A 24,262-nucleotide genomic window follows, 5' to 3' on the forward strand; every position below is an offset into this window, starting at 1 on the left:
TCTTCAGGTTTTTTTTTGCTGTGAAAATCAAGCACTGTACAATTTTTGAGTAAGCGCCAAATCAGTTGAGCACACCCAGCTCTCCGCAGTTGATCTAACTCCGATTTTCACGCTATCGCCCGCTGCCATCGTAGTGAACTGTGAACTGCTTCCTCTGTCGTATTAGTTTGCTGTAGTAAGCTAAACCATCTGTTTTTAAAAGATTTATCTAATGAATACCTCGCAGTTGGATCTCAGAGAGCTATTAGCATTCAAACCCCGTGGCGGCATGATTTCGTTTCTTGGGTTACGAGTGCAATTTACCGAATTGCAATCCCACGGCTTTTGTCGTTCTGAACTAATTGATTGTGTTGGTGAAGAAACCGCGCGCACCTTTCTGACCCGTGCTGGATTTGCCCGTGGCTGGCTAGTTGCGAAACAACTGCGAGAACATTTTCCTGACGTTTGGGCCGAAGCATTGCAAGGCAATGTTGGCCCCCGTGTTGGCGCGATGTTGGGTTATGGCGAAATCATTAGTTCGGTACGGACCAGTGGGCTGGAAGGCAAACCGCTGGTGGAAAGCTATTTTGTTGGCACCTTTGAAGCGGAGGAGTCCTTGCGCTTACATGGTCTGTCTGACACTGAAGTATGTTGGGAAAAGGCCGGTTTAGCCAGTGGCTTTGTGTCCCACGTGCAGGGGCGTACCGTGTATTTCGCTGAAATTGAATGCCAGGCGCAAGGTCAAGCCTATTGCCATTTTATCGGTAACTTTGTTGACCAATGGGGCGAGGATGCACCGGCGGCGTTACGCTATTTTGGTGGCATTAGCGGCAGTGAAATTGACAGCACCTTAGTTAACAGCAACTCGGTTCTCCCCAACTTGTTTCAACAAGTGGAGTTTCCATTTTCTGCCAGTAGTTTGAAGGCAGATCAGATGGTGTCATCCAGCAACCTTATGCACGAAGTTACCCTGCTGGCTGATCGCGTCAGTGCGGTCACCACCTCGGTGTTGATCACCGGTGAGAGCGGTGTTGGTAAAGAGGTGCTCGTGCGCCATATTCATGAGCAATCGGCGCGCAAAGATAAGCCATTTGTGGCGATTAACTGCGGCGCATTAACCGAAACCGTGATTGAAAGTGAACTGTTCGGCTATGTAAAAGGCGCATTTACTGGTGCCGATCAAGACAAAGCTGGGCTTATCGAAAGTGCCCATGGCGGCACGCTGTTTCTCGATGAAGTCGGTGAGTTGCCATTAACAACCCAAGTGAAGTTACTGCGGGTGATTCAAGAAAACGAAGTGCGCCGGATTGGTGAAACCAAAACTCGCCAAGTGGATGTGCGCTTAATCTCGGCCACCAATGTGAATTTGGTCGATGCGGTCGCCAAAGGGGTATTTCGCCAAGATCTTTACTATCGCCTAAATGTGATTGAAATTGCCTTGCCACCGTTACGGAGTCGTACCGAGGATATTCTGCCTCTTTGCAGATATTATCTGAGTAAATTCAACGAATTGTTTAGTCGCGATATAGTGAGTTTGAGCCCTGATTGCGTTGATTTGCTGCTCAATTACAACTGGCCGGGTAATGTGCGTGAACTGGTCAATGCGATGGAGTATGCAGTGGTATTAGGTAAAGGCCCGCAGATTACACCGGCTGATTTGCCAAATAATATTCGAAATAGTATGGATAAAAGCCAGAGTTTGACCTGTCAGCAAAATACGCTAGAAGATGTGGAACGCGCACATATCATCAATGTGCTAGACAGCGTACATAACAATAAAACCTTTGCGGCCAAGCAGTTGGGAATTAGCCTGACTACCTTATATCGTAAGCTTAAACAGTATGATTTAGCTGAGGATTAACCTTGGCACTTCATTGTGCGCAATAGGGCTGCCGTTGGTTAGGCCACTTCGTAGTAGTTTGGCTCTAGTGCTAACTGCTGCTCAATAATCAGCGCCGCCATTTTGGTGCATTTGCCGCATTGGTCGCCCACGCCCAAGCGCTTTTTTACATCCTTTAAGCTGGTATCTCCTTGACTCACGGCCTGTTTAATTTGGGTGTCAGTAATGGCATGACACAGGCACACGTACATGGTGATATCTCCGCAATGAAATCGAAATTTTCGTTGTGGATGTGATTATAAGTGAAAACCATTCTCATTCACAATGCTGTTTTGCGGATTTTTTGCACTTTGTCACGTCTAAGACTGCACCATTTTTATCATTGAAATGATTTCAATTAACAATCAATAGCCTGCACTGATATCAACCAGATTCATTAACGGTTGTTGCTGGCAAAAACGCTGATAATTGTCGGCAAAAATCTGTACCACTTGCTCAGGAAAGCTCGGCGCTGCGATGTGCGGAGTGATAATCGCGTTGGCTTGTTGCCAAATCTTGTGGCTGCTGTGTAACGGTTCTTGCTCAAAGACATCGAGCACGGCGGTTAAATCTGCGCGCTGTTGTAGCAATTGCGTCAGTTCATCGAGGATGATTGCCGAGCCACGGCCCACATTAAACAAAGTCGCATTCTGCGGTAACTTGCTGAGCAGTTCGCCATTCAAAAGATGGACTGTCTGTGGCGTGTGCGGTAAGGCATTCACCAATACATCTGCGCAACTAATGATGCTCGCGAACTGCGATATCTCATACACCCGCTCAAACCCTGCGGTTGCGCGGCCGCGGCGACTGACTCCTAGCGCCTTCATGCCAAAATGATGAGCCGTTTGTGCCAGATGGCTGCCAATTGAACCCGTGCCCAACACCACTAAGGTTTTGCCCTGTAAAGTGCGGTATTCACCTTCTTGCCAAAGCTGTTGCCGTTGTTGCGCCGCATAGAGCCCTTGTTGACGATAGATGTTGAGCAGATAACCAAACACATATTCGCTCATCAATGGGCCAAAAACGCCCTTGATATTGGTGAGTTGGCAACTGAGTGGACGCTTAAGTTGCATCAATTTATCCACCCCAGCAAAGGTGCTTTGCAGCCATTGCAGTGAATGGCCAACAGAAATGAGTGGCGCCGCTAAACCGGGCTCTGCCAACCAGATATCGGTACTGCTGATCTGCGCTGGTTGTTCGTCAACAATGGTGAGATTGGGTAAGGCTAGGTCGCTTAATAGCTGGTGGTAAATCTCGTTTTCACGGGTCAGCAACAACAGCTTGTGCGACATGGTGTTCCCCTTTATGCTGTCGAGCAATTTACGACTCAACAGTGATTATTCATGGACTTAGTGGTTTCTTTTCTAACGCGAACCGGTGCGATGTTACATCCTTGGATGAATGAAATCGCTACCGCGATGGTGTCTTGTATCATTGTGGTGTTTGGTGCGGATTGCAACCGTTGGCTACGCATGCAACTTGGTGCTCGGTCATTTATTCTCCGCACTTTGATTTTTATTGTGGTGAACGCCTTTGGCTTTGGGCTGTTGATTGTCACACTGAGCCCTTGGCTGGCAGGACAGCTGCGCCATATGCCGTCCATGTGGATGTTACTGCTGGTGTGTGTGGTGTTTTTCTTGCTCGGCTCTTGGGCGCAGCGTAATCGTCAAAGCTAAAGGCTAGTTAACGCTAGTGGTTAAGTACCATTAAAGGTTTAGTCAAACCAGTGCGCGTCGATTTGGTCGCTGGGTTGTTCCAGTGCATGAAACGCGCGATCGGGAAAGTTGGTAAAGATACCGTCGACGCCAAGTTGCTGTAGTGCATAAATATCATCTATAAAATCAACGGTATACACATAGGTTTTTAGCTGATACTGCTTGGCAATGTGCAACATCTCGTGGCTGATAAAACTGATGTCGAGATGCAAGGCCTGTGGTTTGATGGCGGCAATGTCTTGTTCAATGCTCAGGGGAATGCCGCTGTAGAGAATACCAATGGCGGCATCAGGGAGTAACTGCCGCAATTGCTCCAGATAACGGTGATTAAACGATGAGATCAGCAGTTGTTCTGCGCTAAAGCCAAACTTACTGATAAACCAAGGGTATTGTTCAAGCAGCGGCGCGAGCGTGTGAACTCCTTTGAGTTCAATGTTGATCATGGCGCGGCCAGCGACCAGTTCCATGACCTGCCACAGCGTCGGAATCGCTTCACCGGCCACTGTATAGTGACTAAGTTCATCGCGGCTGTGACGATCGATGACCCCAAGGCCACTACTTTTAAACTCTAAGCGGCGGTCATGGAATACGTATAACTCACCTTCCACGCAATGCACGTCTAACTCAATCGCCTTTGCGCCTAACGTGAGCGCATAATCGATAGCACTCAGCGTATTTTCGGGGCGATGACCACTTGCGCCGCGGTGTGCAATAACCAGCATTTAAACATCCTTTAGGTGATGGAAAACATGACCTTTAGCTAATCGCTGGCACGATACAACATTGCCATGGCAATAACTATAGATGAGCGCTGACTTTCTAGTGAACTGCGCTTGTGGTGTGGTAAAGATGAGCTTAGGTAGGTAACAAAAACGCCGTGCAGCGCACGGCGTTAAACGATTGAACGATGATTACGCTTTCTTGGCAAAAGCTTGACCCATGCGGGTGGTCGCACCGGGAACCACTTCAGCAACAAAGCTCTCCAGCGCCCCTTTTTCAAACAGCATCACCACTGTGCTGCCGAGTTTAAAGCGACCCATCTCTGCGCCTTTCTCTAGCGTGATGGCGTTTTCAGCTTCGGTGTCATAATCCCACACGAAGACTTTTTTGCCGGTAGGTGGCGTCACTGTGCCAGCCCAAACCGTCTCGATGCTGGCGACAATCGTCGCGCCGACTAACACCATGGCCATAGGGCCAATTTCGGTTTCAAAAATCGCCACTACGCGCTCGTTGCGGGCAAATAAGCCAGGAACGTGCTGCGCGGTTAACGGGTTAACCGAGAACAGTTCGCCCGGCACATAAATCATTTTCGACAGGGTGCCCGCCACTGGCATATGGATGCGGTGGTAATCGCTCGGTGCCAGATAGATAGTGGCAAAGTCACCGTCTTCAAAACGGGCGGCCACGTCAGCTTTATCACCCAATAGCGCCAACGCTGAATAATCATGACCTTTCGCTTGAATAATGCGCCCTTGTTCAATGGGACCACGTTGGCTCACTGTGCCATCGACCGGATGGACGATATAACCTGCATCATCAAATAACGGACGGGCTCCATCCTTCAATGCGCGGGTGAAAAAAGCGTTAAAGGTCTTGTAAGCTTCCGGCTGTGGCTCAATCGCTTCGGCCATCTGCACCTTGTACTGGGCGATAAATTTTTTAATAAACCACGTGGTAACACCGCCTAACTCAGCCGCAGCGAGTTTACCTACTAAACGCGACACCAAATGCTTAGGTAGCAGATATTGCAGTGTGATTTTTAGCTTATCCAATGGTTTCAAGTCCTTGTTATTGTTAGATATCATCAATACCAGCGCGGAAATAACGTGCGTGACGTTGTTCGCCCAAGCTGGCAATAATTCGATGGTAGTTGTTAAACCTGTCTTCGGCGATTTTACCTGCTTCGACGGCGGAGCGCAGCTCACAGCCAGGATCATCTAAGTGCTTGCAATCGCGGAATTTACAGCCGCCCAGATAGTCTCTAAATTCAATAAAGCACCATCCTACACGGTCTGCCGGCAGATGCCACAGCGCAAATTCACGAACGCCGGGAGAATCAATCAATTTACCGCCATCAGCAAAATGCAGCAGCTTAGAGGTGGTGGTGGTGTGTTGACCTAACCCTGAGTTATCCGACACTGCACCAGTTTGTAATTCGGCTTCAGGCATCAATGCATTGATCAGCGAGGATTTGCCTACGCCGGATTGCCCAGCAAAAATGCTGGTTTTGTGGGCCAGTGTATTACGCAGTTCATCTAAACCATTGGCGGTTTTACTACTCACACACAGCACTTGATAACCGATGTCGCGATAACGCTGCAGCGCTGTTTCAATCTCTTCGCTGTTGCTGTCATCCAACAAATCGATTTTATTGAGCACTATGATGGGAGGAATATCGGTATCTTCGGCGGCCACCAAATAGCGGTCGATGATTTGAGTGGTAAATTCTGGCAGTACCGAAGACACAATCAAAATTTGATCGATGTTAGCGGCTACCACTTTTACCCCATCATAAAGATCTGGACGGGTGAGCGAAGATTGCCGTGGATGTACCGCTTCAACCACGCCACCAATCGCCGATTGGTTGTCATTGGCAAGCCGCAATACCACGTTGTCGCCGGTGACTAAGCTGCCAATGGTGCGGCGAATATTGCAGCGCACGATGTTGCTTTCGGCAGTTTCAACATCCACATGCTGGCCAAAACGCGAAATCACCACGCCTTCTTGTTCAGGGCCGAGATTGCTCTCTTGCAACTCCACTTCTGGCTCATCATTGGCTTGGCGGCGATCGAGTCGTTTTTGGTGGTTAGCCTTCATACGGCGCAACTGGCCTTGGCTCAGGGGTTTCTTTTTGCTCACTTAAACCTATAAGATCATGCTGATTCGGGGTCAAAGGCTCTATAATACACGCTATTGAACAAAAAAGCCTGATAGGGCGCTTGCGGGAGTATGACGAACATGGCGGCTAATGCTGACAATCTGATTTGGATCGATCTGGAAATGACAGGGCTTGAGCCTGCAACCGATCGCATTATCGAAATTGCCACAATTGTGACCGATAAAGAGTTAAATATTTTGGCGGAAGGGCCAGTCATTGCCATTCATCAATCCGATGAAGTGTTAGCGGCAATGGATGATTGGAACCAGCAGCACCACGGTGCTTCAGGTTTGATCGATCGAGTGCACGCAAGTGAATATTCAGAAGAAGATGCGATTCGCGCAACAATTAGCTTTCTTGAGCAGCATGTGCCAAAGGGTAAATCGCCTATGTGTGGTAACAGCATTGGCCAAGATCGCCGTTTTCTGAACAAATATATGTTGGAGTTGGAAGACTATTTCCACTATCGCAATCTGGATGTGAGCACCATTAAAGAGTTGGTGCGTCGCTGGCAGCCAGACATCATGCAAGATTTTAAGAAACAAAATACCCATCAAGCGTTGGATGATATTCGCGAATCTGTGGCTGAATTGCGCTTCTATCGTGAGCGAGTATTTAAAATTTGACCACTTAACGCGTAAATATGCACAAGGGGGTTGCAGGGTTAATAAATTTCCATATAATGCGGCCTCACCTTCGCTGCATCATGTAAGCGAAGCGCGGAATGCGACATTAGCTCAGTTGGTAGAGCGATACCTTGCCAAGGTATAGGTCATCGGTTCGAACCCGATATGTCGCTCCAACATTCCGTGGTTCAGTAGTGCGACATTAGCTCAGTTGGTAGAGCGATACCTTGCCAAGGTATAGGTCATCGGTTCGAACCCGATATGTCGCTCCAATACTGCTGAACGGTTTGATGATTGCGACATTAGCTCAGTTGGTAGAGCGATACCTTGCCAAGGTATAGGTCATCGGTTCGAACCCGATATGTCGCTCCAATCATCTGCAAATCTCGATGCGACATTAGCTCAGTTGGTAGAGCGATACCTTGCCAAGGTATAGGTCATCGGTTCGAACCCGATATGTCGCTCCAATTTTTCGAATCTCCCGCCTTATTTTCTTGCCATCAGCAACTAATTTTTTAGCTGTAATTTCAGTCTATCGATATCGCCTGTGCTGGTTTCGTGATCTACCGCCGTTTTTCTGCGTGTTTGCTAATGTAGCGAATGCCGTTACCTGAAAAGTATGACAATCGTCATGTAATCCTTAGACTATTACTTACATAATGGACGTAGAGTAAATCAACCAGCAGCCTAAGCGCTGTAACTCATGGAGGGTGCGGAATGCGTATCCAACAACTGCGTGAACTACTTGAATATGTTGCCGAATGTCATTTAGATATGGCGAAGTTGTACCATAGATTGAATGAACAGGCAGACTCTTCCCGAACCAAACTCCTACTCGATTATTTTGAGCAACACCAGAAAGGTGTGGCGCGTCACTTAGAAGACTATGTGGACGAAGCGCCAAAACGTATTTTGGAAAGCTGGTACAAAGATTTTGTCTTTGAAGATTTCAGCAAACGTTGCGAAAACGCCATGCTACCGGCTAGCATGAACGATGAAGACGTGTTGGAATTACATCTTGAATTAGACAATCTGCTGATTGGCTTGCTGGAAAAAACCGCTAACTCCTCTTCGGCAGAAGATGTAAAAAGTGCACTTGAAGATTTAGTGCGTGTGCAAAAAATCCACCAACAACGCTTAGTGCATAGCACGATGCGGATGGATGATATCTGATTTTTACTGCTAAAAACTCCCGTAAATAGCACATCTTCAGCCCGGCTTGACCGGGCTTTTTTCATCTTTTGGTAATTTAATCATTACGATAATGACCAATGTCATGTTGCGTTCTGTTGGAACTTGCTAGGCTCAATGCTTACTAATTAAGCACTCAAAGTTACCTAAACCTCAATTTAGGGTTGTTATTCTGCTTGGTGGAGTCGTTTACATGGCGCAAAATTTGTCTCATCTTCCTACAGCGCTGTATTCAGCAGCGGCCATTCGTGATGCCGAACTTGCGTGGGCGGCGCACCATCAAACTTCTCTCTATCAATTGGTGGAACGGGCAGGCTTGGCCGCATTTGAATTGCTCCAGCAGCGTATTCCTGCCACCAGTCGTATTTTGGTGATTGCGGGACAGGGCAATAATGGCGCTGACGCATTGCTTTGTTACTACTGGCTCAAACAGCGCGAATTTGACGTCGCTTTGGCACTGCATCCAGCAAAATACCCCACTGATGAATGGCAGCAAGCGTGGCAATTGCTGACTGAACATGGCTATCACGACCCTATCATCGAACTAACAAATGATGCGCTGTTGGCCGAGTTTGATGTCATTGTCGATGGCTTATTAGGTACTGGGGTTCGCGGTGAATTGCGTGATGAGATGGCGTCTCTAGTGACTGCAATTAATCAAACGGATGCCATCATATTTAGCCTCGATTTACCCTCTGGCATTAACGCGGATACTGGCGCGGGCGCAGCCGTCGTTGCCGACTTTACCTTGTGCATGGGCGCGATGAAGCAGGGGCTGCTGACCAGCAAGGCGCGTAATTGCAGTGGATTACTGTTCTTTGCCGATCTTGGCCTCAATGATTTTTTACCCGCAGCAAAGGTCAAACGTGTCGGCTATGACTATCTTGCTGGCTGTCTTGGTGTTCGCGCGCGTGATAGCCACAAAGGTGACAGTGGCCGAGTAACGGTAATCGGTGGCGACTATGGCATGGCGGGCGCGGTGCGGCTTGCCGGTGAAGCGGCGCTGCGAGCCGGTGCCGGTTTAGTAACTGTGATCAGTCGGCCAGAGCATCAACAGACGGTGAATAGCAATCGCCCCGAGCTGATGTTTTGGGGCTGCGAGCTGGTGGATATGGAGGTCTATTCTCGGCTTGGTTGGGCCAGAGTGCTGGTGCTTGGGCCTGGGTTGGGTAAACAAGATTGGGGTTACAACCTATTCAAAGCGGTGGGGCTGAGCGAAAAGCCGATGGTGTTAGATGCTGATGCACTGAATCTTTTAAGCCAAGACCCCAGACGCGAAGCAAATTGGGTGCTTACGCCGCATCCAGGAGAAGCCGCGCGTTTGTTGGGGTGCAATATTCAAGCAATCGAACAAGATAGGTTTGCTGCCGTGCGCGAATTGCAGCAGCGTTTTGGTGGGGTTGTGCTGCTAAAAGGTGCTGGCACTTTAATTTGCGATGGCGACACAGTATATGTAGCACCCGTGGGTAATCCGGGGCTTGCCAGTGGTGGGTGTGGTGATGTGTTATCTGGTATAATCGGCGCACTTATAGCCCAAGGGCTAAGTTTGGTCAGTGCCACCGTTGCCGCCGTAGTCATTCATGGTGAAGCCGCAGATAAAGCAGCAGAGCAAGGTGAGCGCGGCATGTTGGCAAGCGATCTATTTCCTTGGATCCGCCGATTAGTCAATACTGTGTAACCGCAGCTAACGCTGCAGAATGGAAGTGAAACAATGTCGAGTGAAACGCTTGTATTGCAGCTGCAAGATGAATCTGAAACCGTTGCCTTAGGTCGAACCCTCGCCCAAGCGATTAAACCGCCATTAGTGATTTACCTGACCGGCGAGCTCGGCGCCGGTAAAACCACCATGAGTCGTGGACTGATCCAAGCCTTGGGTCATCAAGGGGCGGTGAAAAGCCCAACTTACACCCTTGTTGAACCCTATGAGTTGGCGGATATCGATGTTTATCACTTTGATCTGTATCGATTAAGTGATCCTGAAGAACTTGAGTTCATGGGTATACGCGATTATTTCAGCGATCGCAGCTTATGTTTAGTTGAGTGGCCCGATAAAGGTGAAGGCTGTTTGCCTGCTGCGGATATACATCTGCATATTAAATATGTTAATACTGGTCGAGAAATTACCATCGAAGCCTCGTCGCCTGCTGGCAAGGTGCTATTAGATAACATAAATAACAATGCTAAAAGCTAATAACATCTCCTTTTTTTCCATTGCGACGGCCACGCTGTTCGCACTTTCTAGTGCTGCCGCTTTCGCCGCAAATACGCTCAATAGCGTCCGTATTTGGGCTGCCCCTGATTCAACGCGGATTGTCTTTGATTTAGCCAACAAGCCTGATTTCAATCACTTCACTCTCGATAATCCAGAACGTTTGGTGATTGATTTAGATGATACTCAGCAAGGTAGCAAGCTCTCGTTGGCGGAACTGAGTAATAACAGTGAGTTGGTTAAAAAAGTGCGGCTTAGTAAACCGCCGAAGCAAGGCATTTTACGGATAGTGGTGGATCTGAAACAGACAGCTACAGCCAACCTATTTTCATTGCCACCAACCGGGCCATACGGCGATCGGTTGGTCGTCGATTTTGACCCTGGCCGCAAAGCAACGATTAAGCAAGACAGCGATCGGCAGCAGAGCGATGATCGCGATATTATTGTGGCGATTGACGCCGGACACGGCGGTGATGATCCCGGTTCAATCGGGCCATCGGGAATGTATGAAAAGCGGGTTGCTTTAGCGATTGCCAAGCGTGTCACTGAACAGATTAATACCGTACCGGGCATGAAAGCGATCATGACCCGTTCAGGGGATTACTTCGTCGATCTCAACCGGCGCTCTGAGTTGGCACGCAAAGGCAAAGCAGATTTATTGGTGTCGATTCACGCCGATGCGTTTACCTCGCCACAACCGCGCGGCGCCTCGGTGTGGGTGCTATCAAATCGTCGTGCCAATTCTGAAATGGGTCGGTTACTGGAGCAAAGTGAGAAAGTCTCTGAGCTTTTAGGCGGTGTGGGTGAAATCGTGCAGAACACCGACAGTGAGCAGTATTTGATGCGCACGCTAATCGATATGTCGATGGATAACTCGCGCTCGGCGGGTTATCGAGTCGCTAGTGATATTTTGGGACGCTTAGGCAAGGTCACCAAATTGCATAAAAGTAATCCAGAGTACGCCAGTTTGGCAGTATTAAAGTCGCCTGATATTCCTTCGCTGTTGGTTGAAACCGGGTTTATTTCTAACCCGTCAGAAGAGAAGTTGCTGCGAAGCGATAGCCATCAACAGAAACTAGCGGATGCGATTTATGGCGGCATTATCAATTACTTCAAAACGTACCCGCCCGAAGGCACGTTATTGGCGCGCAGCGCCACCATTAATCATCGGGTGGTGAGTGGCGAGTCGTTATCGGTGATTTCGGCGCGCTATAACGTCTCAATTGATGCCATTAAAAAGGCCAATAATCTTAAATCCAACGTGTTATGGATTGGCCAAAAATTGGTCATTCCAAGAGTTTGAGGTCGCTATGACAATACGCGTGTTACCTCCGCAACTAGCGAACCAAATTGCGGCCGGTGAAGTCGTCGAGCGGCCCGCCTCCGTTGTGAAAGAACTGGTGGAAAATAGCCTTGATGCTGGTGCAACCCGAGTCGATATTGAGATCGATAAGGGCGGCGCCAAGCTGATAAAAATTCAAGACAATGGCAATGGCATCGCTAAAGAAGAGTTGGCCTTGGCGCTGTCTCGCCATGCCACCTCAAAACTTAGCAGCATCGATGATTTAGAAGCGATTTTAAGTTTTGGCTTTCGCGGCGAAGCACTCGCGAGTATTAGTTCGGTGGCCCGTTTAACGCTCACCTCCAAAACTGCAGAACAGGCGGAAGCGTGGTTAGCTTACGCCGAAGGCTCAGAAATGGCGGTGAAAGTGATGCCAGCGGCACATCCGCAAGGCACGACAATTGAAGTTGCCGACTTATTTTTTAATACCCCCGCCCGCCGTCGTTTTCTAAAAAGCGATAAGACCGAATTTACCCATATCGATGAATGGCTAAAGCGGATCGCACTCGCGCGTCCAGAAATCCATTTAACGCTCAAACATAACGGCAAGCAGGTACGTAACTATCGACCTGCAACCAATGAAAGTCAGTATTTGCAACGATTAACCCAAGTGTGTGGCCGTGGCTTTGTGGAACATGCGCTCAAGGTGGAATGTGAGCATGATGGCCTGCGACTCAGCGGTTATCTGCAATCTCCCATGCAAACCGAGTTAGTCGATGCACACTATTTTTACGTCAATGGCCGCCATGTGCGTGATCGACTGGTGACCCATGCGGTCAAGCAAGCCTTTGCAGGATTGGGCGAGCTTGAACAGCCCGGTTACATCCTCATGTTGTCGGTTGATCCGCATCAGGTTGATGTCAACGTGCACCCCGCTAAGCATGAAGTACGCTTTCACGAGGCCCGCTTTGTGCACGACTTTGTGTTACAGGCGCTCTCGTCAGCGCTCGAGCAATGCTGGTCATTGCCGTTAGTCGCAGAACAAGCGCCAATTAAGTCGCAATTAAGCCAGTCCACCTATGATCGCCGCGCCGATGAAGGGGGAGCAACCAGCCAGCGTGAGCCTCGACAACTAGCATCCGAGATTGATTATGAGACTGGGGAATATCGTCCAGCTGCAGATCCAGCATCTGAGCGAGAGAGCTACGGTTCATTCAACTTGAGTTCAGCTGCACGGCAATATGGTGCCAGTTCGCCTTCAAAAGCCGCAGTGCGAAGTTACGGTGCGCTGATCACTACGCCGATGGCGGTTCATGAGGCGAAAGTTGCCCAGACACATGACGTTGATAGTGCTTCCATGCCGCCGCTGTTGGATGGCGATTACTGGGTGTTAGTGGCTGAACATCAATTGAGTTTGTTGGCCGTGAAGCAAGTCGCCAGTGCGTTGACTAAGCTGGATATTGGGCTAAAGCTCGATAAAGGTTTGCCGATGCAACCCTTATTGATGCCGGTGGCAGTGGAAGCCAGCACTGCGGCAAAAACGTTGTTATCCAGCCATAACGAGTTGTTGCAGCAATTGGGCTTTTCAATCGACTTACGTCAGCGTCAGTTGATTATTAAAAAAGTGCCCCCATATCTGCGGGACACGCAACTTGCGCAAGTGGTTCCAGCGCTGCTGGAATGGTTGGCGCAAGGCGAGCATTCATTGACCGAGATAGCGGAATGGATGGCTACGAAAAGTGTTAGCGGATATATCTCGGCGCCTCTAATTTGGCAGCAATTTTTGCAACTCGATGATGCGCAACGACAACAAATTTTAAAAATGGCCAAGGCGTTACCTTGGCAACAATGGGTAGGTAATTCAGTTTGACGGCAACAGCAAAGCCACGGGTTATCACATTAATGGGACCCACTGCATCGGGCAAAACCGACTTAGCTATTGCGCTTGCTGAGCAGCACAACTGTGAGATTATCTCCGTCGATTCGGCGCTGATTTATCGTGAGATGGATATCGGTACCGCCAAGCCGTCAGCACAAGAGTTGGCGCGTGCGCCGCATCGCTTGATTGATATTCTCGACCCTAGCGAAAGTTACTCAGCCGCGGATTTTCGCAGTGATTGTCTATGCGAAATTGAACAGATCATCGCGCAAGGCAAAACGCCGTTATTGGTCGGCGGTACCATGATGTACTTCAAGGCGTTACTTGAAGGGCTATCACCGTTACCAGCAGCGGACGAGCAAATCCGCGCAGAGATCATGGTGCAAGCCGAACAACTTGGCTGGCAAGTGATGCATCAGCAACTGGCTGAGGTAGATCCTGTGTCCGCCGCAAGAATTCATCCTAACGATCCGCAGCGGTTATCGCGAGCGTTAGAGGTTTATCGTATCAGTGGCAAGTCACTGACTGAGTTAACGCAGACCAAGTCTGATGCGTTCCCTTATGAGGCGGTTCAATTTGCGATTGCACCGAGTGACCGAAAAGTCTTACATGATCGCATTGCACTGCGATTTAATCAGATGTTAGCGCTAGGGTTTGTTGAAGAAGTTGAGCGTTTACGCGCTCGAACAGATTTACATTTAGAATTACCGTCGATGCGCTGTGTGGGATATCGCCAATGTTGGCAGTATCTAGACGGAGAGTTTGACCATGAAAATATGACCGAAAAAGCCATTGCCGCTACTAGGCAATTGGCAAAGCGTCAATTAACATGGTTGCGGGGATGGCCAAACTTAACTTGGCTCGAAAGCGGTGCTGAAAGTAATTTAGTAACAGTTATACGCCAAAGCCTCTAGCTTAATGGCCCTTGCTGTATAATACTAAAACTAAATAAGAAAGTGTCACTGTTGGATTAATATAAAGTAAAAAGGAAAAAAAAATGGCTAAGGGGCAATCATTACAAGACCCATTCTTGAATGCGTTACGCCGTGAACGTGTTCCTGTTTCTATCTATCTGGTTAACGGCATTAAATTGCAAGGGCAGGTAGAGTCTTTTGATCAGTTTGTTATTTTGCTGAAAAACACAGTCAGTCAGATGGTGTACAAACATGCCATCTCAACAGTGGTGCCTTCTCGTCCATTCAATATGGGCAGTGGCAGCCATCAAGGCGGTCAAGCTGGTTACAACGGCCAGCACGAAGACAGCAGCGAACAGTAATATTTTAAGGAGCCTACTTCTTGTTTGAACGCTATGAGGCGGGGGAGACAGCCGTTCTGGTCCATTTGGAATTTTCCGATGAAGACAGCAGAGAAGATCTCCTTGAATTGCAACTGTTGGTTGAATCCGCAGGAGCACGTTCAGTCGGTGTTATAACAGGAAGTCGTAGAGCGCCTGATCGCAAATATTTTGTTGGTACAGGTAAAGCTGAAGAATTAGCTGCACTTGTTGCTGCTACGGAAGCTAACGTGGTGATTTTTAATCACGCGCTGACGCCTGCTCAAGAACGTAACTTAGAAGCGCTGTGCCATTGCCGGGTACTCGATCGTACTACGTTAATTCTTGATATTTTCGCTCAGCGGGCGAGAACGCATGAAGGTAAGCTGCAAGTTGAACTTGCGCAGCTGCGCCACATGTCGACTCGCCTCATCCGAGGTTGGACCCACCTTGAGCGTCAAAAAGGCGGTATCGGCATGCGGGGCCCAGGTGAAACTCAGCTGGAAACTGACCGTCGTTTGCTGCGTGGGCGGATCAAATATATTAACCGTCGTCTTGAGAAAGTAGACAAACAGCGTGAGCAAAGCCGTCGTGCACGTCAGCGCAGTGACATGGCAACGGTCTCGCTGGTGGGCTATACCAACGCCGGTAAATCAACACTGTTCAATACCCTGACATCGTCAACTGTTTATGCGGCCGATCAGCTGTTTGCTACACTGGATCCTACCTTGCGTAAATTGGATCTGGAGCATCATGCTGTCTTTTTGGCTGACACTGTAGGGTTCATTCGCCATCTTCCGCATGAGTTAGTTGCTGCATTTAAAGCAACGCTGCAAGAAACCCGTCAAGCCGATTTGTTGCTACATGTGGTGGACTGTGCGGACGACAATATGGACGATAATTTTGCCCAAGTGCAAGCGGTATTGACCGATATTGATGCAGCAGATATTCCGCAACTGATTGTATGCAATAAGATTGATCTACTCGAAGAAGCTCAAGCAAAAGTTGACGTTGATGGCGAAGGTAAGCCATACCGGGTGTGGATTTCGGCGCAAAAGCAACTCGGTTTAGACCTATTGCTAAAGGCGATTGAGCAACTTATTGGAAACCATGTAGTTGACGTAGATTTAAAGCTTCCTGCCAGTGCAGGACGTTATGTGAGTCAGTTTTTCCGATTAGAAGCGATTCAACAGCAAGCTTACGATGAAGAAGGGAACTGCTTACTGACTGTGAAAATGCCAGAAGCAGACTGGAATCGTTTAGTGAAGCAAAGTGAAGGTGAGCTTGAAAGCTTCGTTATTGAAGCTTGAACGGACTCAGATAAAGTTAATAAATAACCCAGTGTATTCATTCTGTTATGGAGTTTTAAATGGCTTGGAATGAGCCCGGTAACAAGGGTAATGATCCTTGGGGAAATAAAGGTGGTAACGACAAGGGACCACCAGATGTCGATGAAGTGTTTCGCAAACTGTCGAAGCGCTTTGGTGGTTCAGGCGGTGGCGCGGGCTTTAGCTTTGGTGCGCTAGCGATTGTTGTGGTGATTGCACTAGTTGTTTGGGGACTGGCGGGTTTCTACACCATCAAAGAAGCTGAACGCGGCGTCGTGATGCGCTTTGGACAACATGTCGGTGAAGTGGGCCCAGGTTTGCACTGGAAAGCCACGTTTATCGATTCAGTGTTGCCAGTAGATGTTTCAACCGTGCGGTCTATCCCAGCGTCGGGCAGCATGCTGACAGCTGATGAAAACGTAGTGCAGGTCGAGTTGGATGTGCAGTTCAAAGTGACTGACGCTTACAACTACCTGTTCAGTGCAGTTGATCCAAAATCGAGCTTAAGTGAAGCAACCGATAGCGCATTACGTTACGTGGTAGGTCATTCCAAAATGGATGACATTCTTACCACAGGTCGTGCCACAATTCGTGATAACACTTGGGCCGAAATTGAACGCATCATTGAACCTTACAAATTAGGCTTGACCATTGTGGACGTTAACTTCTTGCCTGCACGCCCGCCGGAAGAGGTTAAAGAAGCGTTTGATGATGCGATTTCTGCACAAGAAGATGAGCAACGTTTCATCCGTGAAGCAGAGGCGTATGAGCGTGAAATCGAACCTAAAGCACGTGGTCAAGTACAACGTATTAGCCAAGATGCGCGCGCATATAAAGAGCGTGTCGTGCAAGATGCAGAAGGTGCCGCTGCGCGCTTCGATAAGTTGCTGCCAGAATATAAACAAGCGCCTGAAGTTACTCGTAAGCGTTTGTATCTAGATGCGATGCAAGAAGTGTATAGCAACAGCAGTAAAGTGCTGGTCGACAGTAAAAACAGCAATAACATGATGTATTTACCGTTAGATAAACTGATGGAAAAGCGTGCTGCAGTATCTGAGTCTGATGTAATGCAGCCAGATTCTGTGACTAATTACAGTAGCTCTTCAGCAACGAGCAGTTCATCCAGTGCTTCAAACAACTATATGTCAACCACAGGACGTACTCCGCGCGATGCTCGTGTACGTCAAGGACGGGGGGAATAATCGATGAGAGGTATTTTGATTATTGCTGCCATCGTGATTGGCGTGAGTCTGTCATCTTTGATGGTTGTGACTGAAGGTGAGCGTGCGATTGTGTCTCGCTTCGGTGAAGTATTAAAAGATAACGTTGACGGTAAACCGGTGACTCGTGTGTATGGCCCGGGCTTACACGTTAAGCTACCTGTCATTGATAAGATCCGCTATCTGGATGCGCGTATTCAAACCTTAGATGGTGCGGCAGACCGTTTCGTCACATCTGAGAAGAAAGACTTAATGGTCGACTCTTATGTTAAGTGGCGCATTATGGACTTTGAAAAGTTCTACTTGGCCACTAACGGCGGTATGAAGTCAAACGCTGAGATGTTGCTGCAACGCAAAATCAACAGCGACCTGCGTACTGAATTTGGTAAACGTACGATCAAAGAGATTGTTTCGGGTATCAGCGAAGACAGCGCGGTTGCGGGGTCAAGTCGTGACGAGTTGCAACGTTTAGCTCTGGAAAATGCCGCAATTAGTGCGCAAGACCTGGGTATTGAAGTGGTGGATGTGCGCGTTAAGCAGATCAACCTGCCGAATAATGTCAGTAACAGTATCTTCCAACGTATGCGCGCCGAACGTCTGGCGGTAGCTAAAGAACACCGTGCAAAAGGTAAAGAAGAAGCGGAAACAATCCGTGCTCGTACCGATGCCAACGTAGTGGTGACGTTGGCAAACGCGCGTCGTGATGCTGAGGTCATTAAAGGTCAAGGCGATGCATTAGCCGCTAAGGTTTATGCCGATGCCTACAACAAAGATCCTGAGTTCTATAGCTTCCTACGCAGTTTAGAAGCCTATAAAGCCAGCTTTACCGGTAAATCAGATGTGATGGTGTTAGCGCCAGACAGTGAGTTCTTTAAGTATCTTAAAGACGGTAACAAGTAAGTTCAGTTTGCCTGTTGAAAGCCCAGTGAATACTGGGCTTTTTTGTCTCTATACCTCAATAAATAATCGATTTAGCGGTGATTTTTATCACTTTAGCAAATGAATTATTGAGCACTTTTTTTTATAATGCCGAGCAAACTAAACCAGATGTAAGCGCTTTTCTGATTGCAAGCGTAGCGCTGCGGAGAATATTGAATGAGCAGTTCGGCAGATTTCGGACGCAGACGCATATTAGCGCTCACCACGATTGCCGTCGGAGGCGCTGGAATTGCCGCTGCATCGGTGCCATTTCTCAAATCTTGGAACCCATCCGCCAAAGCCAAGGCAGCCTCAGTGCCGGTTGAAGTGAATATTAGCAAGCTTGAGCCAGGTCAGCTTATCAAAGTGATGTGGCGTGGTCGTCCCGTGTGGGTCGTAAAACGGCCGCAGGCCATGTTGGATGCACTCGCCCAACACGAAGAATTGCTACGTGACCCGCAATCCGTTGAGCCTCAGCAACCTAAGTATGCTCAAAACCCGTGGCGTTCAATCAAGCCCGAAATTTTTGTGGCGATTGGCATTTGTACCCATTTAGGCTGCAGCCCTAATTATCAACCCGACAGTTTTTCTGAGCATGTGGATCAAGTGATTGCCGGATTTTTCTGTCCTTGTCATGGCTCAGGGTTTGATATGGCCGGAAGGGTCTTTCAAGGGGTACCAGCGCCGTTGAATCTGGTTGTGCCGCCGCACAAATTTGTGGATGACAATCTGCTTGTGATTGGTGTTGATCAGGAACCTGCATAACGATGAAGAAACTAATTAGCTGGTTAGATGATCGCATTCCAATGTCCGCCACCTACAAGCGGCATGTGGGACAATACCCTGCACCTAAGAACTTCAATATCTGGTATCTGTTTGGCTCATTGGCCTTAGTGGTGTTAATGAATCAGCTATTTACTGGCGTTTGGCTTACCATGAGTTATGTGCCGACCACCGAAGGCGCATTTGCCTCGGTCGAATACTTGATGCGTGATGTCGAATACGGTTGGCTGCTGCGCTACATGCATTCGACTGGCGCGACCGCATTCTTTGCGGTGATCTATCTGCATATGTTCCGTGGGCTACTTTATGGTTCCTATCAAAAACCGCGCGAGTTGCTGTGGATTTTTGGCATGCTGATTTTTGTGGTGATGATGGCCGAAGCCTTTATGGGCTATCTGTTGCCTTGGGGGCAGATGTCCTATTGGGGCGCGCAGGTGATTATTTCGCTATTTGGCGCAATACCTGTAATAGGCGACGATTTAACGCTATGGATCCGCGGCGATTATGTGGTGTCGGGTGCTACGCTAAATCGTTTCTTTGCGCTGCATGTGATCGCGCTGCCATTAATTATGGTGGTGCTGATATTTTTGCATCTGATTGCATTGCACGAAGTGGGTTCAAATAATCCCGATGGTATCGAAATAAAAAAATACAAAGATGAAGATGGCTGGCCGCTCGACGGTATTCCGTTTCATCCCTATTACACAGTGAAAGACGTGCTCGGGATTGCCGGGTTCCTGATGATTTTCTGCTTTCTGGTGTTCTTTTTGCCAGAGGGCGGCGGTTTGATGTTGGAAAGCCCCAATTTTGAAGCGGCAAATCCACTAAAAACGCCGGACCATATTACGCCGGTCTGGTACTTCACCCCGTTTTACGCCATGTTGCGCGCGGTTCCTGATAAGCTTGGCGGCATCGTGGTGATGGGCTTATCGATTGCGCTGTTGTTTATTGTGCCTTGGCTTGACCGCTGCAAGGTGAAATCGGTGCGGTATCGCAGCCGATTACATAAGATCAATTTAACCCAGTTTGCGGTATCGTTTATTGCACTCGGTGTGATTGGGCTGTTGCCAGAAACTAGCGTGCTGAAGTGGTGCTCGCGGGTGTTTACCATCGGCTATTTCGGCTTTTTTATTGCGTTAATGCTTTACAGCAAGCACGAAGTGACCAAGCCAGTACCAGAAAGGGTGTCATTCAAATGAAGCAATTAATCGTGCTGATATTGTTATTGCTCCCTGCGCTCACGTTCGCTGCCGAAGTTGATTTGCAATCGGCTAACATTGATAGCCAAGATGTGGCAGCACAAAAACGCGGTTTTAAAGCATTTCAAACCTATTGTGCCTCCTGCCATAGTACCCATTTTCAACGTTATCAACGTGTAGCTGACGATTTAGGCCTAACTGAGGATGAGCTCAAACAGTACATGTTTACCGGAGCGCAGGAATCCGATTTGATCGAACGCACTATGACAGATGAAGATGCAACGCGGTGGTTTGGCATGGCGCCGCCAGATTTGACGCTCGTCAGCCGTGTTCGTGGTGAAGATTGGGTTTACAGTTTTCTCAAATCCTTTTATCAAGACGATAAACGTCCATTTGGCGTTAACAACCTGCTAATGCCATATACCTCAATGCCTCACGTGTTGCAGTATGAACAAGGATTAGCATTACCTACGCTGGCGCAACAGCAAAAGAATGGCCGTACTATCACGAAAGTTGTGGGAATAAGTGATCCTCAAGGCGGGAGCATGAGTGCTCCAGAGTATGATGCTTTGGTCAAAGATATCACCGCTTATTTGGTCTATGCTGCCGAACCGGTGAAAGCACAACGGGAGCAAATGGGACGTTGGGTACTGCTGTATCTGGCGGTATTTTTCTTATTGGCTTGGCTGTTGAAGAAAGAATATTGGAAGGATGTACACTAAAGCCTACAAAAAGTGGTAAAATACGCCATCCAAATAGCGCGAACTGGGCAATTAACGCTCATGTTTGCGTTTGTTTTATGAAATCTGGAGGGGATCGATGGCTCTGGCTGCCAATAAACGCTCTATTATGACCCTGTTTTCCGGGGCTGATGATTTGTACAGCCATCAGGTTCGTATTGTACTGGCTGAAAAAGGGGTGACAGTGGATGTGCTGCAGGTAGACCCTAATGAACTACCTGAAGATCTGCTGGAACTGAATCCTTACAATTCAGTGCCAACACTGGTTGACCGTGAACTGGTGTTGTACGAAAGCCGTATCATTATGGAATACCTCGACGAGCGTTTTCCTCATCCACCATTGATGCCGGTTTATCCTGTATCACGTGGTCAAACTCGTTTGATGATGCACCGCATTGAAAAAGACTGGTATAGCTTGGTTGATCGCATTCGTAACAACGATGGTGCCGATCAAGCGCGTAAGGAACTGCTGGAGAGCATTCTGGCCATCGCACCAGTATTTATTGAAATGCCTTACTTCATGAGTGAAGAGTTCGGGTTAGCAGACTGCTACCTTGGCCCATTGTTGTGGCGTTTGCCAGCGCTGGGTATTGAACTTGATGGTAAAGCGTCAAAAGAGATCAAAGCTTACATGACTCGCGTGTTTGAACGTGATTCATTTAAAGCGTCTCTGACTGAAACCGAACGCGAAATGCGTATGGGGCTGTAATGAAAGGAATGACGCCAAGTCGCCCGTATTTGTTGCGTGCTTATTTCCAATGGCTGTTAGATAACGATTTAACACCGCACTTAGTGGTTGATGCCACAGTGCAAGGAACTCAAGTGCCATTGCAGTACGTGAAAGACGGGCAAATTGTATTGAACATTGCACCATCAGCGGTAGGCAATCTGCAATTCGATAATGATTTTGTCGAATTCAGTGCGCGTTTTGGTGGTGTGCCACAACAATTGATTCTGCCGATGCAGTCTATTGTGGCGATCTATGCCCGCGAAAACGGTGCAGGTACAGTGTTTGATATGGAAGATGCATATCTGTTAGAAGAAGGCGAAGATGCCATGTTGAACGTGGTGGAGTCTGAAGCAGTTGATATCGCACACGAACGTAAGCCAAAAACATCAGTGACTGATGACAAGGCAAAACGCCGTGCGCATTTAACAGTGGTGAAGTAACCGATAACGTCTTTGCTGAAAGCCAGTCTATGATGACTGGCTTTTTTGTTTCTAACAGCTTGTAACGGCGAGTGATTTTGACCAACAACCGCGATTGTGGTGGCGAATCGAGTTGGGTAGAATCGATTGAAACTCCACCATCGAGAGGGAATACGACATGAAAGGTGCGGGCGGCACATCTGGCGGTATTGGCCAGTTTTTTCTTGGTTTGGCAATGATTTGTGGTGGCGGCTATCTGCTGCTCAATGCCATCAGTGTTTCCTCAAGTTTTGGCCTTGGCGCGCGGCTTTATGGCGTAGGTATGCTCGGCAGCCAATGGGGCATTACCGGCGGCATGATTATGATCCCGTTTATGTTTGGGGTGGGTTTAGTGTTCTACAACAGCCGTAATATTCTGGGGTGGATTCTTGCTGTCGGCGCATTGGTGGCGCTAATTTTTGGGGTGATATCCTCCATCCATTTCCATCTGCGTAATATGAGCAGCTTTGATTTAATTGTGATTCTGGTGCTGTTGGTCGGTGGAATTGGCTTGTTTTTACGCTCATTAAAGTCAGTTGAAGGTTAGCTGCTGATGGCGCACTCGGGGCTACCATTACTCTATAATTTTCGTCGTTGCCCTTACGCAATGCGTGCACGATTGGCATTAATTGCCAGCGGTGTGACCGTTAACGTGCGTGAAATCGAACTCAAGCACAAGCCGACAGCGCTGATGGCGTTATCTGCCAAAGCCACTGTGCCGGTAATGCAGTTGACCGATGGCACTGTGTTAGATGAAAGCGCCGATATCGCCTATTGGGCGCTGCAGCAGCAAGACCGGCATCAGCTACTGCAGCTTTCCGCGGCGGAGCAGCATTGGACTCAGGCGCTGCTCAAACAGAATGATACTGAGTTCAAATATTGGCTCGACCGTTACAAATATTTTGACCGCTTCCCTGAGCAAACACAGGCCGCTTATTGGCAGCAGGCGCTAGTATTTTTACAGCAGTTGGAAGCGCAATTAGCGAGTCACCAACAGGGGTATTTATTGCAGCGGCCAACCATCGCTGATCTGCTTGTCATGCCATTTGTACGCCAATGCGCGTTTGTCGATCAAGCCATGTTTGCTGCGGCGCAATTACCTTGGCTGCAGCAATGGTTAGCCGCGTGGTTGGCGCATCCGTGGTTTATCGCGGCGATGAGAAAGCACCCTATATGGCAACCCGGTGATGCGGAATACTGTCTATCGGCAACATTATCCCGTTAGCTTGCAGCGCGTTTACTTAACGGATGGTCGCTAACCATTGGTTCTTTGAGCTGAATCACATACAATGCCGCAGCGTTGTTTTGAGTTGCATGACTGGGCGATCATATGCTGTTGATTATCGATAACTACGATTCTTTCACCTATAACTTGGTGCAGTACTTTCAGCAGTTAGGTCAGCAGCCGCTCGTTTTACGCAATGATGAATTATCCGTTGAGCAGATTGCCAAGCTTAATCCGTCTCATTTGGTGATTTCACCAGGCCCTTGTACTCCTAATGAAGCGGGAATCTCACTCGCCGCCATCGAAGCTTACGCCGGTAAGTTACCTATTCTTGGAGTCTGTCTTGGCCATCAAGCGATTGCGCAAGTGTTTGGCGCAGAAGTGATTCGTGCCCAACGGGTGATGCATGGCAAAACCTCTGCCATTAGCCATAATAGCCAACGGCTATTTGCAGATTTACCCAACCCGTTAACCGTGACGCGCTACCATTCATTGCTCGTGGATAGTGTGCCGAATGGCTTTATTGAGGATGCCTGGTTTGATGACCCAGTACATGGGCACGAAATCATGGCGCTCAGTCATCCTGCGCTGCAGCTCTACGGCGTGCAGTTTCATCCAGAGTCGATATTGACCCAATCGGGTCACGCTTTGCTGCAAAACTTTCTCGCGCAATAACCCCAGTTTGCTAACACGCTCTTACAAGTTTCCCAGGTAACAATCGCCCTTGTCACTGCCCAGCTATGGTATAAA

Annotated in this window: 26 protein-coding genes and 4 tRNA genes; 25 read left to right on the plus strand and 5 right to left on the minus strand. The window is 48.4% G+C overall.

All coding sequences use genetic code 11. The features are described from left to right. The first annotated feature begins 211 nt into the window (after positions 1 to 211). Positions 212 to 1,840 (plus strand): sigma-54-dependent Fis family transcriptional regulator, encoded by a 1,629-nt coding sequence (locus JYB87_RS03435; RefSeq protein ID WP_207355522.1) that lies wholly within the window; start codon positions 212 to 214, stop codon positions 1,838 to 1,840. A 38-nt stretch (positions 1,841 to 1,878) separates the two neighbouring features. Here the strand turns inward: JYB87_RS03435 and JYB87_RS03440 are convergent, their stop codons facing one another. Both JYB87_RS03440 and JYB87_RS03445 read right to left on the minus strand, forming a co-directional pair. Further along, positions 1,879 to 2,070 carry a bacterioferritin-associated ferredoxin gene (locus JYB87_RS03440; RefSeq protein WP_207355523.1) on the minus strand — a complete coding sequence of 64 codons (192 nt, stop codon included), beginning with the start codon at positions 2,068 to 2,070 and terminating at the stop codon, positions 1,879 to 1,881. Positions 2,071 to 2,223: 153 nt separating this feature from the next. Continuing rightward, positions 2,224 to 3,150 carry a D-2-hydroxyacid dehydrogenase gene (locus JYB87_RS03445; protein WP_207355524.1) on the minus strand — a complete coding sequence of 309 codons (927 nt, stop codon included), beginning with the start codon at positions 3,148 to 3,150 and terminating at the stop codon, positions 2,224 to 2,226. Positions 3,151 to 3,201: 51 nt separating this feature from the next. Here JYB87_RS03445 and JYB87_RS03450 point away from each other — a divergent pair, with 51 nt between their 5' ends. Beyond that, on the plus strand, positions 3,202 to 3,534 hold the full coding sequence (locus JYB87_RS03450; protein ID WP_207355525.1) for a DUF3392 domain-containing protein: 333 nt from the start codon (positions 3,202 to 3,204) through the stop codon (positions 3,532 to 3,534). A 38-nt stretch (positions 3,535 to 3,572) separates the two neighbouring features. On the opposite strand, the gene JYB87_RS03455 is transcribed toward JYB87_RS03450, so the two are convergent. The 3 genes from JYB87_RS03455 to rsgA form a co-directional block, all read right to left on the minus strand. Continuing rightward, positions 3,573 to 4,295, minus strand: a complete 723-nt coding sequence (locus JYB87_RS03455; RefSeq protein WP_207355526.1) for a glycerophosphodiester phosphodiesterase — start codon at positions 4,293 to 4,295, stop codon at positions 3,573 to 3,575. A 189-nt stretch (positions 4,296 to 4,484) separates the two neighbouring features. Beyond that, entirely contained in the window at positions 4,485 to 5,345 is an 861-nt protein-coding gene (asd, locus tag JYB87_RS03460; RefSeq protein ID WP_207355527.1) for an archaetidylserine decarboxylase, read from the minus strand. Between the two features lie 22 nt (positions 5,346 to 5,367). After that, complete coding sequence (gene rsgA, locus JYB87_RS03465) at positions 5,368 to 6,432, minus strand: small ribosomal subunit biogenesis GTPase RsgA (RefSeq protein WP_207355528.1); 1,065 nt, start codon at positions 6,430 to 6,432, stop codon at positions 5,368 to 5,370. Positions 6,433 to 6,531: 99 nt separating this feature from the next. On the opposite strand from rsgA, the gene orn reads away from it, so the two are divergent. The 23 genes from orn to JYB87_RS03580 all read left to right on the plus strand — a co-directional run bounded on the left by orn (position 6,532) and on the right by JYB87_RS03580 (position 24,187). Then, positions 6,532 to 7,077: an oligoribonuclease gene (orn, locus tag JYB87_RS03470; RefSeq protein ID WP_207355529.1), complete on the plus strand. Its 546-nt coding sequence runs from the start codon at positions 6,532 to 6,534 to the stop codon at positions 7,075 to 7,077. Positions 7,078 to 7,177: 100 nt separating this feature from the next. Continuing rightward, positions 7,178 to 7,253, plus strand: a tRNA-Gly gene (locus tag JYB87_RS03475). Between the two features lie 20 nt (positions 7,254 to 7,273). Next, a tRNA-Gly gene (locus tag JYB87_RS03480) sits at positions 7,274 to 7,349 on the plus strand. A 24-nt stretch (positions 7,350 to 7,373) separates the two neighbouring features. Continuing rightward, a tRNA-Gly gene (locus JYB87_RS03485) sits at positions 7,374 to 7,449 on the plus strand. A 19-nt stretch (positions 7,450 to 7,468) separates the two neighbouring features. Continuing rightward, positions 7,469 to 7,544, plus strand: a tRNA-Gly gene (locus tag JYB87_RS03490). A 250-nt stretch (positions 7,545 to 7,794) separates the two neighbouring features. Continuing rightward, positions 7,795 to 8,250 carry a hypothetical protein gene (locus JYB87_RS03495; RefSeq protein WP_207355530.1) on the plus strand — a complete coding sequence of 152 codons (456 nt, stop codon included), beginning with the start codon at positions 7,795 to 7,797 and terminating at the stop codon, positions 8,248 to 8,250. A 211-nt stretch (positions 8,251 to 8,461) separates the two neighbouring features. Next, complete coding sequence (locus tag JYB87_RS03500; RefSeq protein WP_207355531.1) at positions 8,462 to 9,946, plus strand: NAD(P)H-hydrate dehydratase; 1,485 nt, start codon at positions 8,462 to 8,464, stop codon at positions 9,944 to 9,946. A 33-nt stretch (positions 9,947 to 9,979) separates the two neighbouring features. After that, complete coding sequence (gene tsaE, locus JYB87_RS03505) at positions 9,980 to 10,459, plus strand: tRNA (adenosine(37)-N6)-threonylcarbamoyltransferase complex ATPase subunit type 1 TsaE (protein WP_207355532.1); 480 nt, start codon at positions 9,980 to 9,982, stop codon at positions 10,457 to 10,459. After that, positions 10,446 to 11,780 (plus strand): N-acetylmuramoyl-L-alanine amidase, encoded by a 1,335-nt coding sequence (locus JYB87_RS03510; RefSeq protein WP_207355533.1) that lies wholly within the window; start codon positions 10,446 to 10,448, stop codon positions 11,778 to 11,780. Before tsaE ends, JYB87_RS03510 begins: the two co-directional genes overlap by 14 nt. Positions 11,781 to 11,787: 7 nt before the next feature. After that, positions 11,788 to 13,629 (plus strand): DNA mismatch repair endonuclease MutL, encoded by a 1,842-nt coding sequence (gene mutL, locus JYB87_RS03515; protein ID WP_207355534.1) that lies wholly within the window; start codon positions 11,788 to 11,790, stop codon positions 13,627 to 13,629. Positions 13,630 to 13,661: 32 nt separating this feature from the next. Further along, on the plus strand, positions 13,662 to 14,552 hold the full coding sequence (miaA, locus tag JYB87_RS03520; protein WP_228729936.1) for a tRNA (adenosine(37)-N6)-dimethylallyltransferase MiaA: 891 nt from the start codon (positions 13,662 to 13,664) through the stop codon (positions 14,550 to 14,552). A gap of 83 nt (positions 14,553 to 14,635) precedes the next feature. Then, on the plus strand, positions 14,636 to 14,914 hold the full coding sequence (gene hfq / locus JYB87_RS03525) for an RNA chaperone Hfq (protein WP_207355536.1): 279 nt from the start codon (positions 14,636 to 14,638) through the stop codon (positions 14,912 to 14,914). 20 nt (positions 14,915 to 14,934) lie between these two features. Next, complete coding sequence (gene hflX, locus JYB87_RS03530; RefSeq protein WP_207355537.1) at positions 14,935 to 16,221, plus strand: ribosome rescue GTPase HflX; 1,287 nt, start codon at positions 14,935 to 14,937, stop codon at positions 16,219 to 16,221. Between the two features lie 59 nt (positions 16,222 to 16,280). Further along, complete coding sequence (gene hflK, locus JYB87_RS03535; RefSeq protein ID WP_207355538.1) at positions 16,281 to 17,441, plus strand: FtsH protease activity modulator HflK; 1,161 nt, start codon at positions 16,281 to 16,283, stop codon at positions 17,439 to 17,441. Positions 17,442 to 17,444: 3 nt separating this feature from the next. Further along, a complete protein-coding gene (hflC, locus tag JYB87_RS03540; protein WP_207355539.1) occupies positions 17,445 to 18,359 on the plus strand; it encodes a protease modulator HflC in 915 nt (304 codons plus the stop codon). Positions 18,360 to 18,554: 195 nt separating this feature from the next. Further along, a complete protein-coding gene (gene petA, locus JYB87_RS03545; RefSeq protein WP_207355540.1) occupies positions 18,555 to 19,142 on the plus strand; it encodes a ubiquinol-cytochrome c reductase iron-sulfur subunit in 588 nt (195 codons plus the stop codon). Between the two features lie 2 nt (positions 19,143 to 19,144). Then, on the plus strand, positions 19,145 to 20,359 hold the full coding sequence (locus JYB87_RS03550) for a cytochrome b (protein WP_207355541.1): 1,215 nt from the start codon (positions 19,145 to 19,147) through the stop codon (positions 20,357 to 20,359). Continuing rightward, complete coding sequence (locus JYB87_RS03555) at positions 20,356 to 21,081, plus strand: cytochrome c1 (protein WP_207355542.1); 726 nt, start codon at positions 20,356 to 20,358, stop codon at positions 21,079 to 21,081. Before JYB87_RS03550 ends, JYB87_RS03555 begins: the two co-directional genes overlap by 4 nt. A 97-nt stretch (positions 21,082 to 21,178) precedes the next feature. Continuing rightward, complete coding sequence (gene sspA / locus JYB87_RS03560; RefSeq protein ID WP_207355543.1) at positions 21,179 to 21,808, plus strand: stringent starvation protein SspA; 630 nt, start codon at positions 21,179 to 21,181, stop codon at positions 21,806 to 21,808. Then, the gene (locus JYB87_RS03565; protein WP_207355544.1) at positions 21,808 to 22,269 is read left to right on the plus strand and encodes a ClpXP protease specificity-enhancing factor; all 462 of its coding nucleotides are present in this window, start codon (positions 21,808 to 21,810) and stop codon (positions 22,267 to 22,269) included. The genes sspA and JYB87_RS03565 overlap by 1 nt, the downstream gene beginning before the upstream one ends. Before the next feature lie 157 nt (positions 22,270 to 22,426). Beyond that, entirely contained in the window at positions 22,427 to 22,834 is a 408-nt protein-coding gene (locus JYB87_RS03570) for a hypothetical protein (protein ID WP_207355545.1), read from the plus strand. 6 nt (positions 22,835 to 22,840) lie between these two features. Then, positions 22,841 to 23,512: a glutathione S-transferase gene (locus JYB87_RS03575; RefSeq protein WP_207355546.1), complete on the plus strand. Its 672-nt coding sequence runs from the start codon at positions 22,841 to 22,843 to the stop codon at positions 23,510 to 23,512. Positions 23,513 to 23,617: 105 nt separating this feature from the next. After that, positions 23,618 to 24,187 carry an anthranilate synthase component II gene (locus JYB87_RS03580; protein ID WP_207355547.1) on the plus strand — a complete coding sequence of 190 codons (570 nt, stop codon included), beginning with the start codon at positions 23,618 to 23,620 and terminating at the stop codon, positions 24,185 to 24,187. Positions 24,188 to 24,262: the final 75 nt, after the last annotated feature.

The organism is Shewanella avicenniae (assembly GCF_017354945.1).
GTDB lineage: Bacteria > Pseudomonadota > Gammaproteobacteria > Enterobacterales > Shewanellaceae > Shewanella > Shewanella avicenniae.

Excerpts from the sequence above, each read along its gene's own strand:
- JYB87_RS03435 (WP_207355522.1), top strand. The coding sequence starts at position 212 with ATGAATACCTCGCAGTTGGATCTCAGAGAGCTATTAGCATTCAAACCC.
- JYB87_RS03440 (WP_207355523.1), bottom strand. The coding sequence starts at position 2,070 with ATGTACGTGTGCCTGTGTCATGCCATTACTGACACCCAAATTAAACAG.
- JYB87_RS03445 (WP_207355524.1), bottom strand. The coding sequence starts at position 3,150 with ATGTCGCACAAGCTGTTGTTGCTGACCCGTGAAAACGAGATTTACCAC.
- JYB87_RS03450 (WP_207355525.1), top strand. The coding sequence starts at position 3,202 with ATGGACTTAGTGGTTTCTTTTCTAACGCGAACCGGTGCGATGTTACAT.
- JYB87_RS03455 (WP_207355526.1), bottom strand. The coding sequence starts at position 4,295 with ATGCTGGTTATTGCACACCGCGGCGCAAGTGGTCATCGCCCCGAAAAT.
- orn (WP_207355529.1), top strand. The coding sequence starts at position 6,532 with ATGGCGGCTAATGCTGACAATCTGATTTGGATCGATCTGGAAATGACA.
- JYB87_RS03495 (WP_207355530.1), top strand. The coding sequence starts at position 7,795 with ATGCGTATCCAACAACTGCGTGAACTACTTGAATATGTTGCCGAATGT.
- JYB87_RS03500 (WP_207355531.1), top strand. The coding sequence starts at position 8,462 with ATGGCGCAAAATTTGTCTCATCTTCCTACAGCGCTGTATTCAGCAGCG.
- tsaE (WP_207355532.1), top strand. The coding sequence starts at position 9,980 with ATGTCGAGTGAAACGCTTGTATTGCAGCTGCAAGATGAATCTGAAACC.
- JYB87_RS03510 (WP_207355533.1), top strand. The coding sequence starts at position 10,446 with ATGCTAAAAGCTAATAACATCTCCTTTTTTTCCATTGCGACGGCCACG.
- mutL (WP_207355534.1), top strand. The coding sequence starts at position 11,788 with ATGACAATACGCGTGTTACCTCCGCAACTAGCGAACCAAATTGCGGCC.
- miaA (WP_228729936.1), top strand. The coding sequence starts at position 13,662 with ATGGGACCCACTGCATCGGGCAAAACCGACTTAGCTATTGCGCTTGCT.
- hfq (WP_207355536.1), top strand. The coding sequence starts at position 14,636 with ATGGCTAAGGGGCAATCATTACAAGACCCATTCTTGAATGCGTTACGC.
- hflK (WP_207355538.1), top strand. The coding sequence starts at position 16,281 with ATGGCTTGGAATGAGCCCGGTAACAAGGGTAATGATCCTTGGGGAAAT.
- hflC (WP_207355539.1), top strand. The coding sequence starts at position 17,445 with ATGAGAGGTATTTTGATTATTGCTGCCATCGTGATTGGCGTGAGTCTG.
- petA (WP_207355540.1), top strand. The coding sequence starts at position 18,555 with ATGAGCAGTTCGGCAGATTTCGGACGCAGACGCATATTAGCGCTCACC.
- JYB87_RS03550 (WP_207355541.1), top strand. The coding sequence starts at position 19,145 with ATGAAGAAACTAATTAGCTGGTTAGATGATCGCATTCCAATGTCCGCC.
- JYB87_RS03555 (WP_207355542.1), top strand. The coding sequence starts at position 20,356 with ATGAAGCAATTAATCGTGCTGATATTGTTATTGCTCCCTGCGCTCACG.
- sspA (WP_207355543.1), top strand. The coding sequence starts at position 21,179 with ATGGCTCTGGCTGCCAATAAACGCTCTATTATGACCCTGTTTTCCGGG.
- JYB87_RS03565 (WP_207355544.1), top strand. The coding sequence starts at position 21,808 with ATGAAAGGAATGACGCCAAGTCGCCCGTATTTGTTGCGTGCTTATTTC.
- JYB87_RS03570 (WP_207355545.1), top strand. The coding sequence starts at position 22,427 with ATGAAAGGTGCGGGCGGCACATCTGGCGGTATTGGCCAGTTTTTTCTT.
- JYB87_RS03575 (WP_207355546.1), top strand. The coding sequence starts at position 22,841 with ATGGCGCACTCGGGGCTACCATTACTCTATAATTTTCGTCGTTGCCCT.
- JYB87_RS03580 (WP_207355547.1), top strand. The coding sequence starts at position 23,618 with ATGCTGTTGATTATCGATAACTACGATTCTTTCACCTATAACTTGGTG.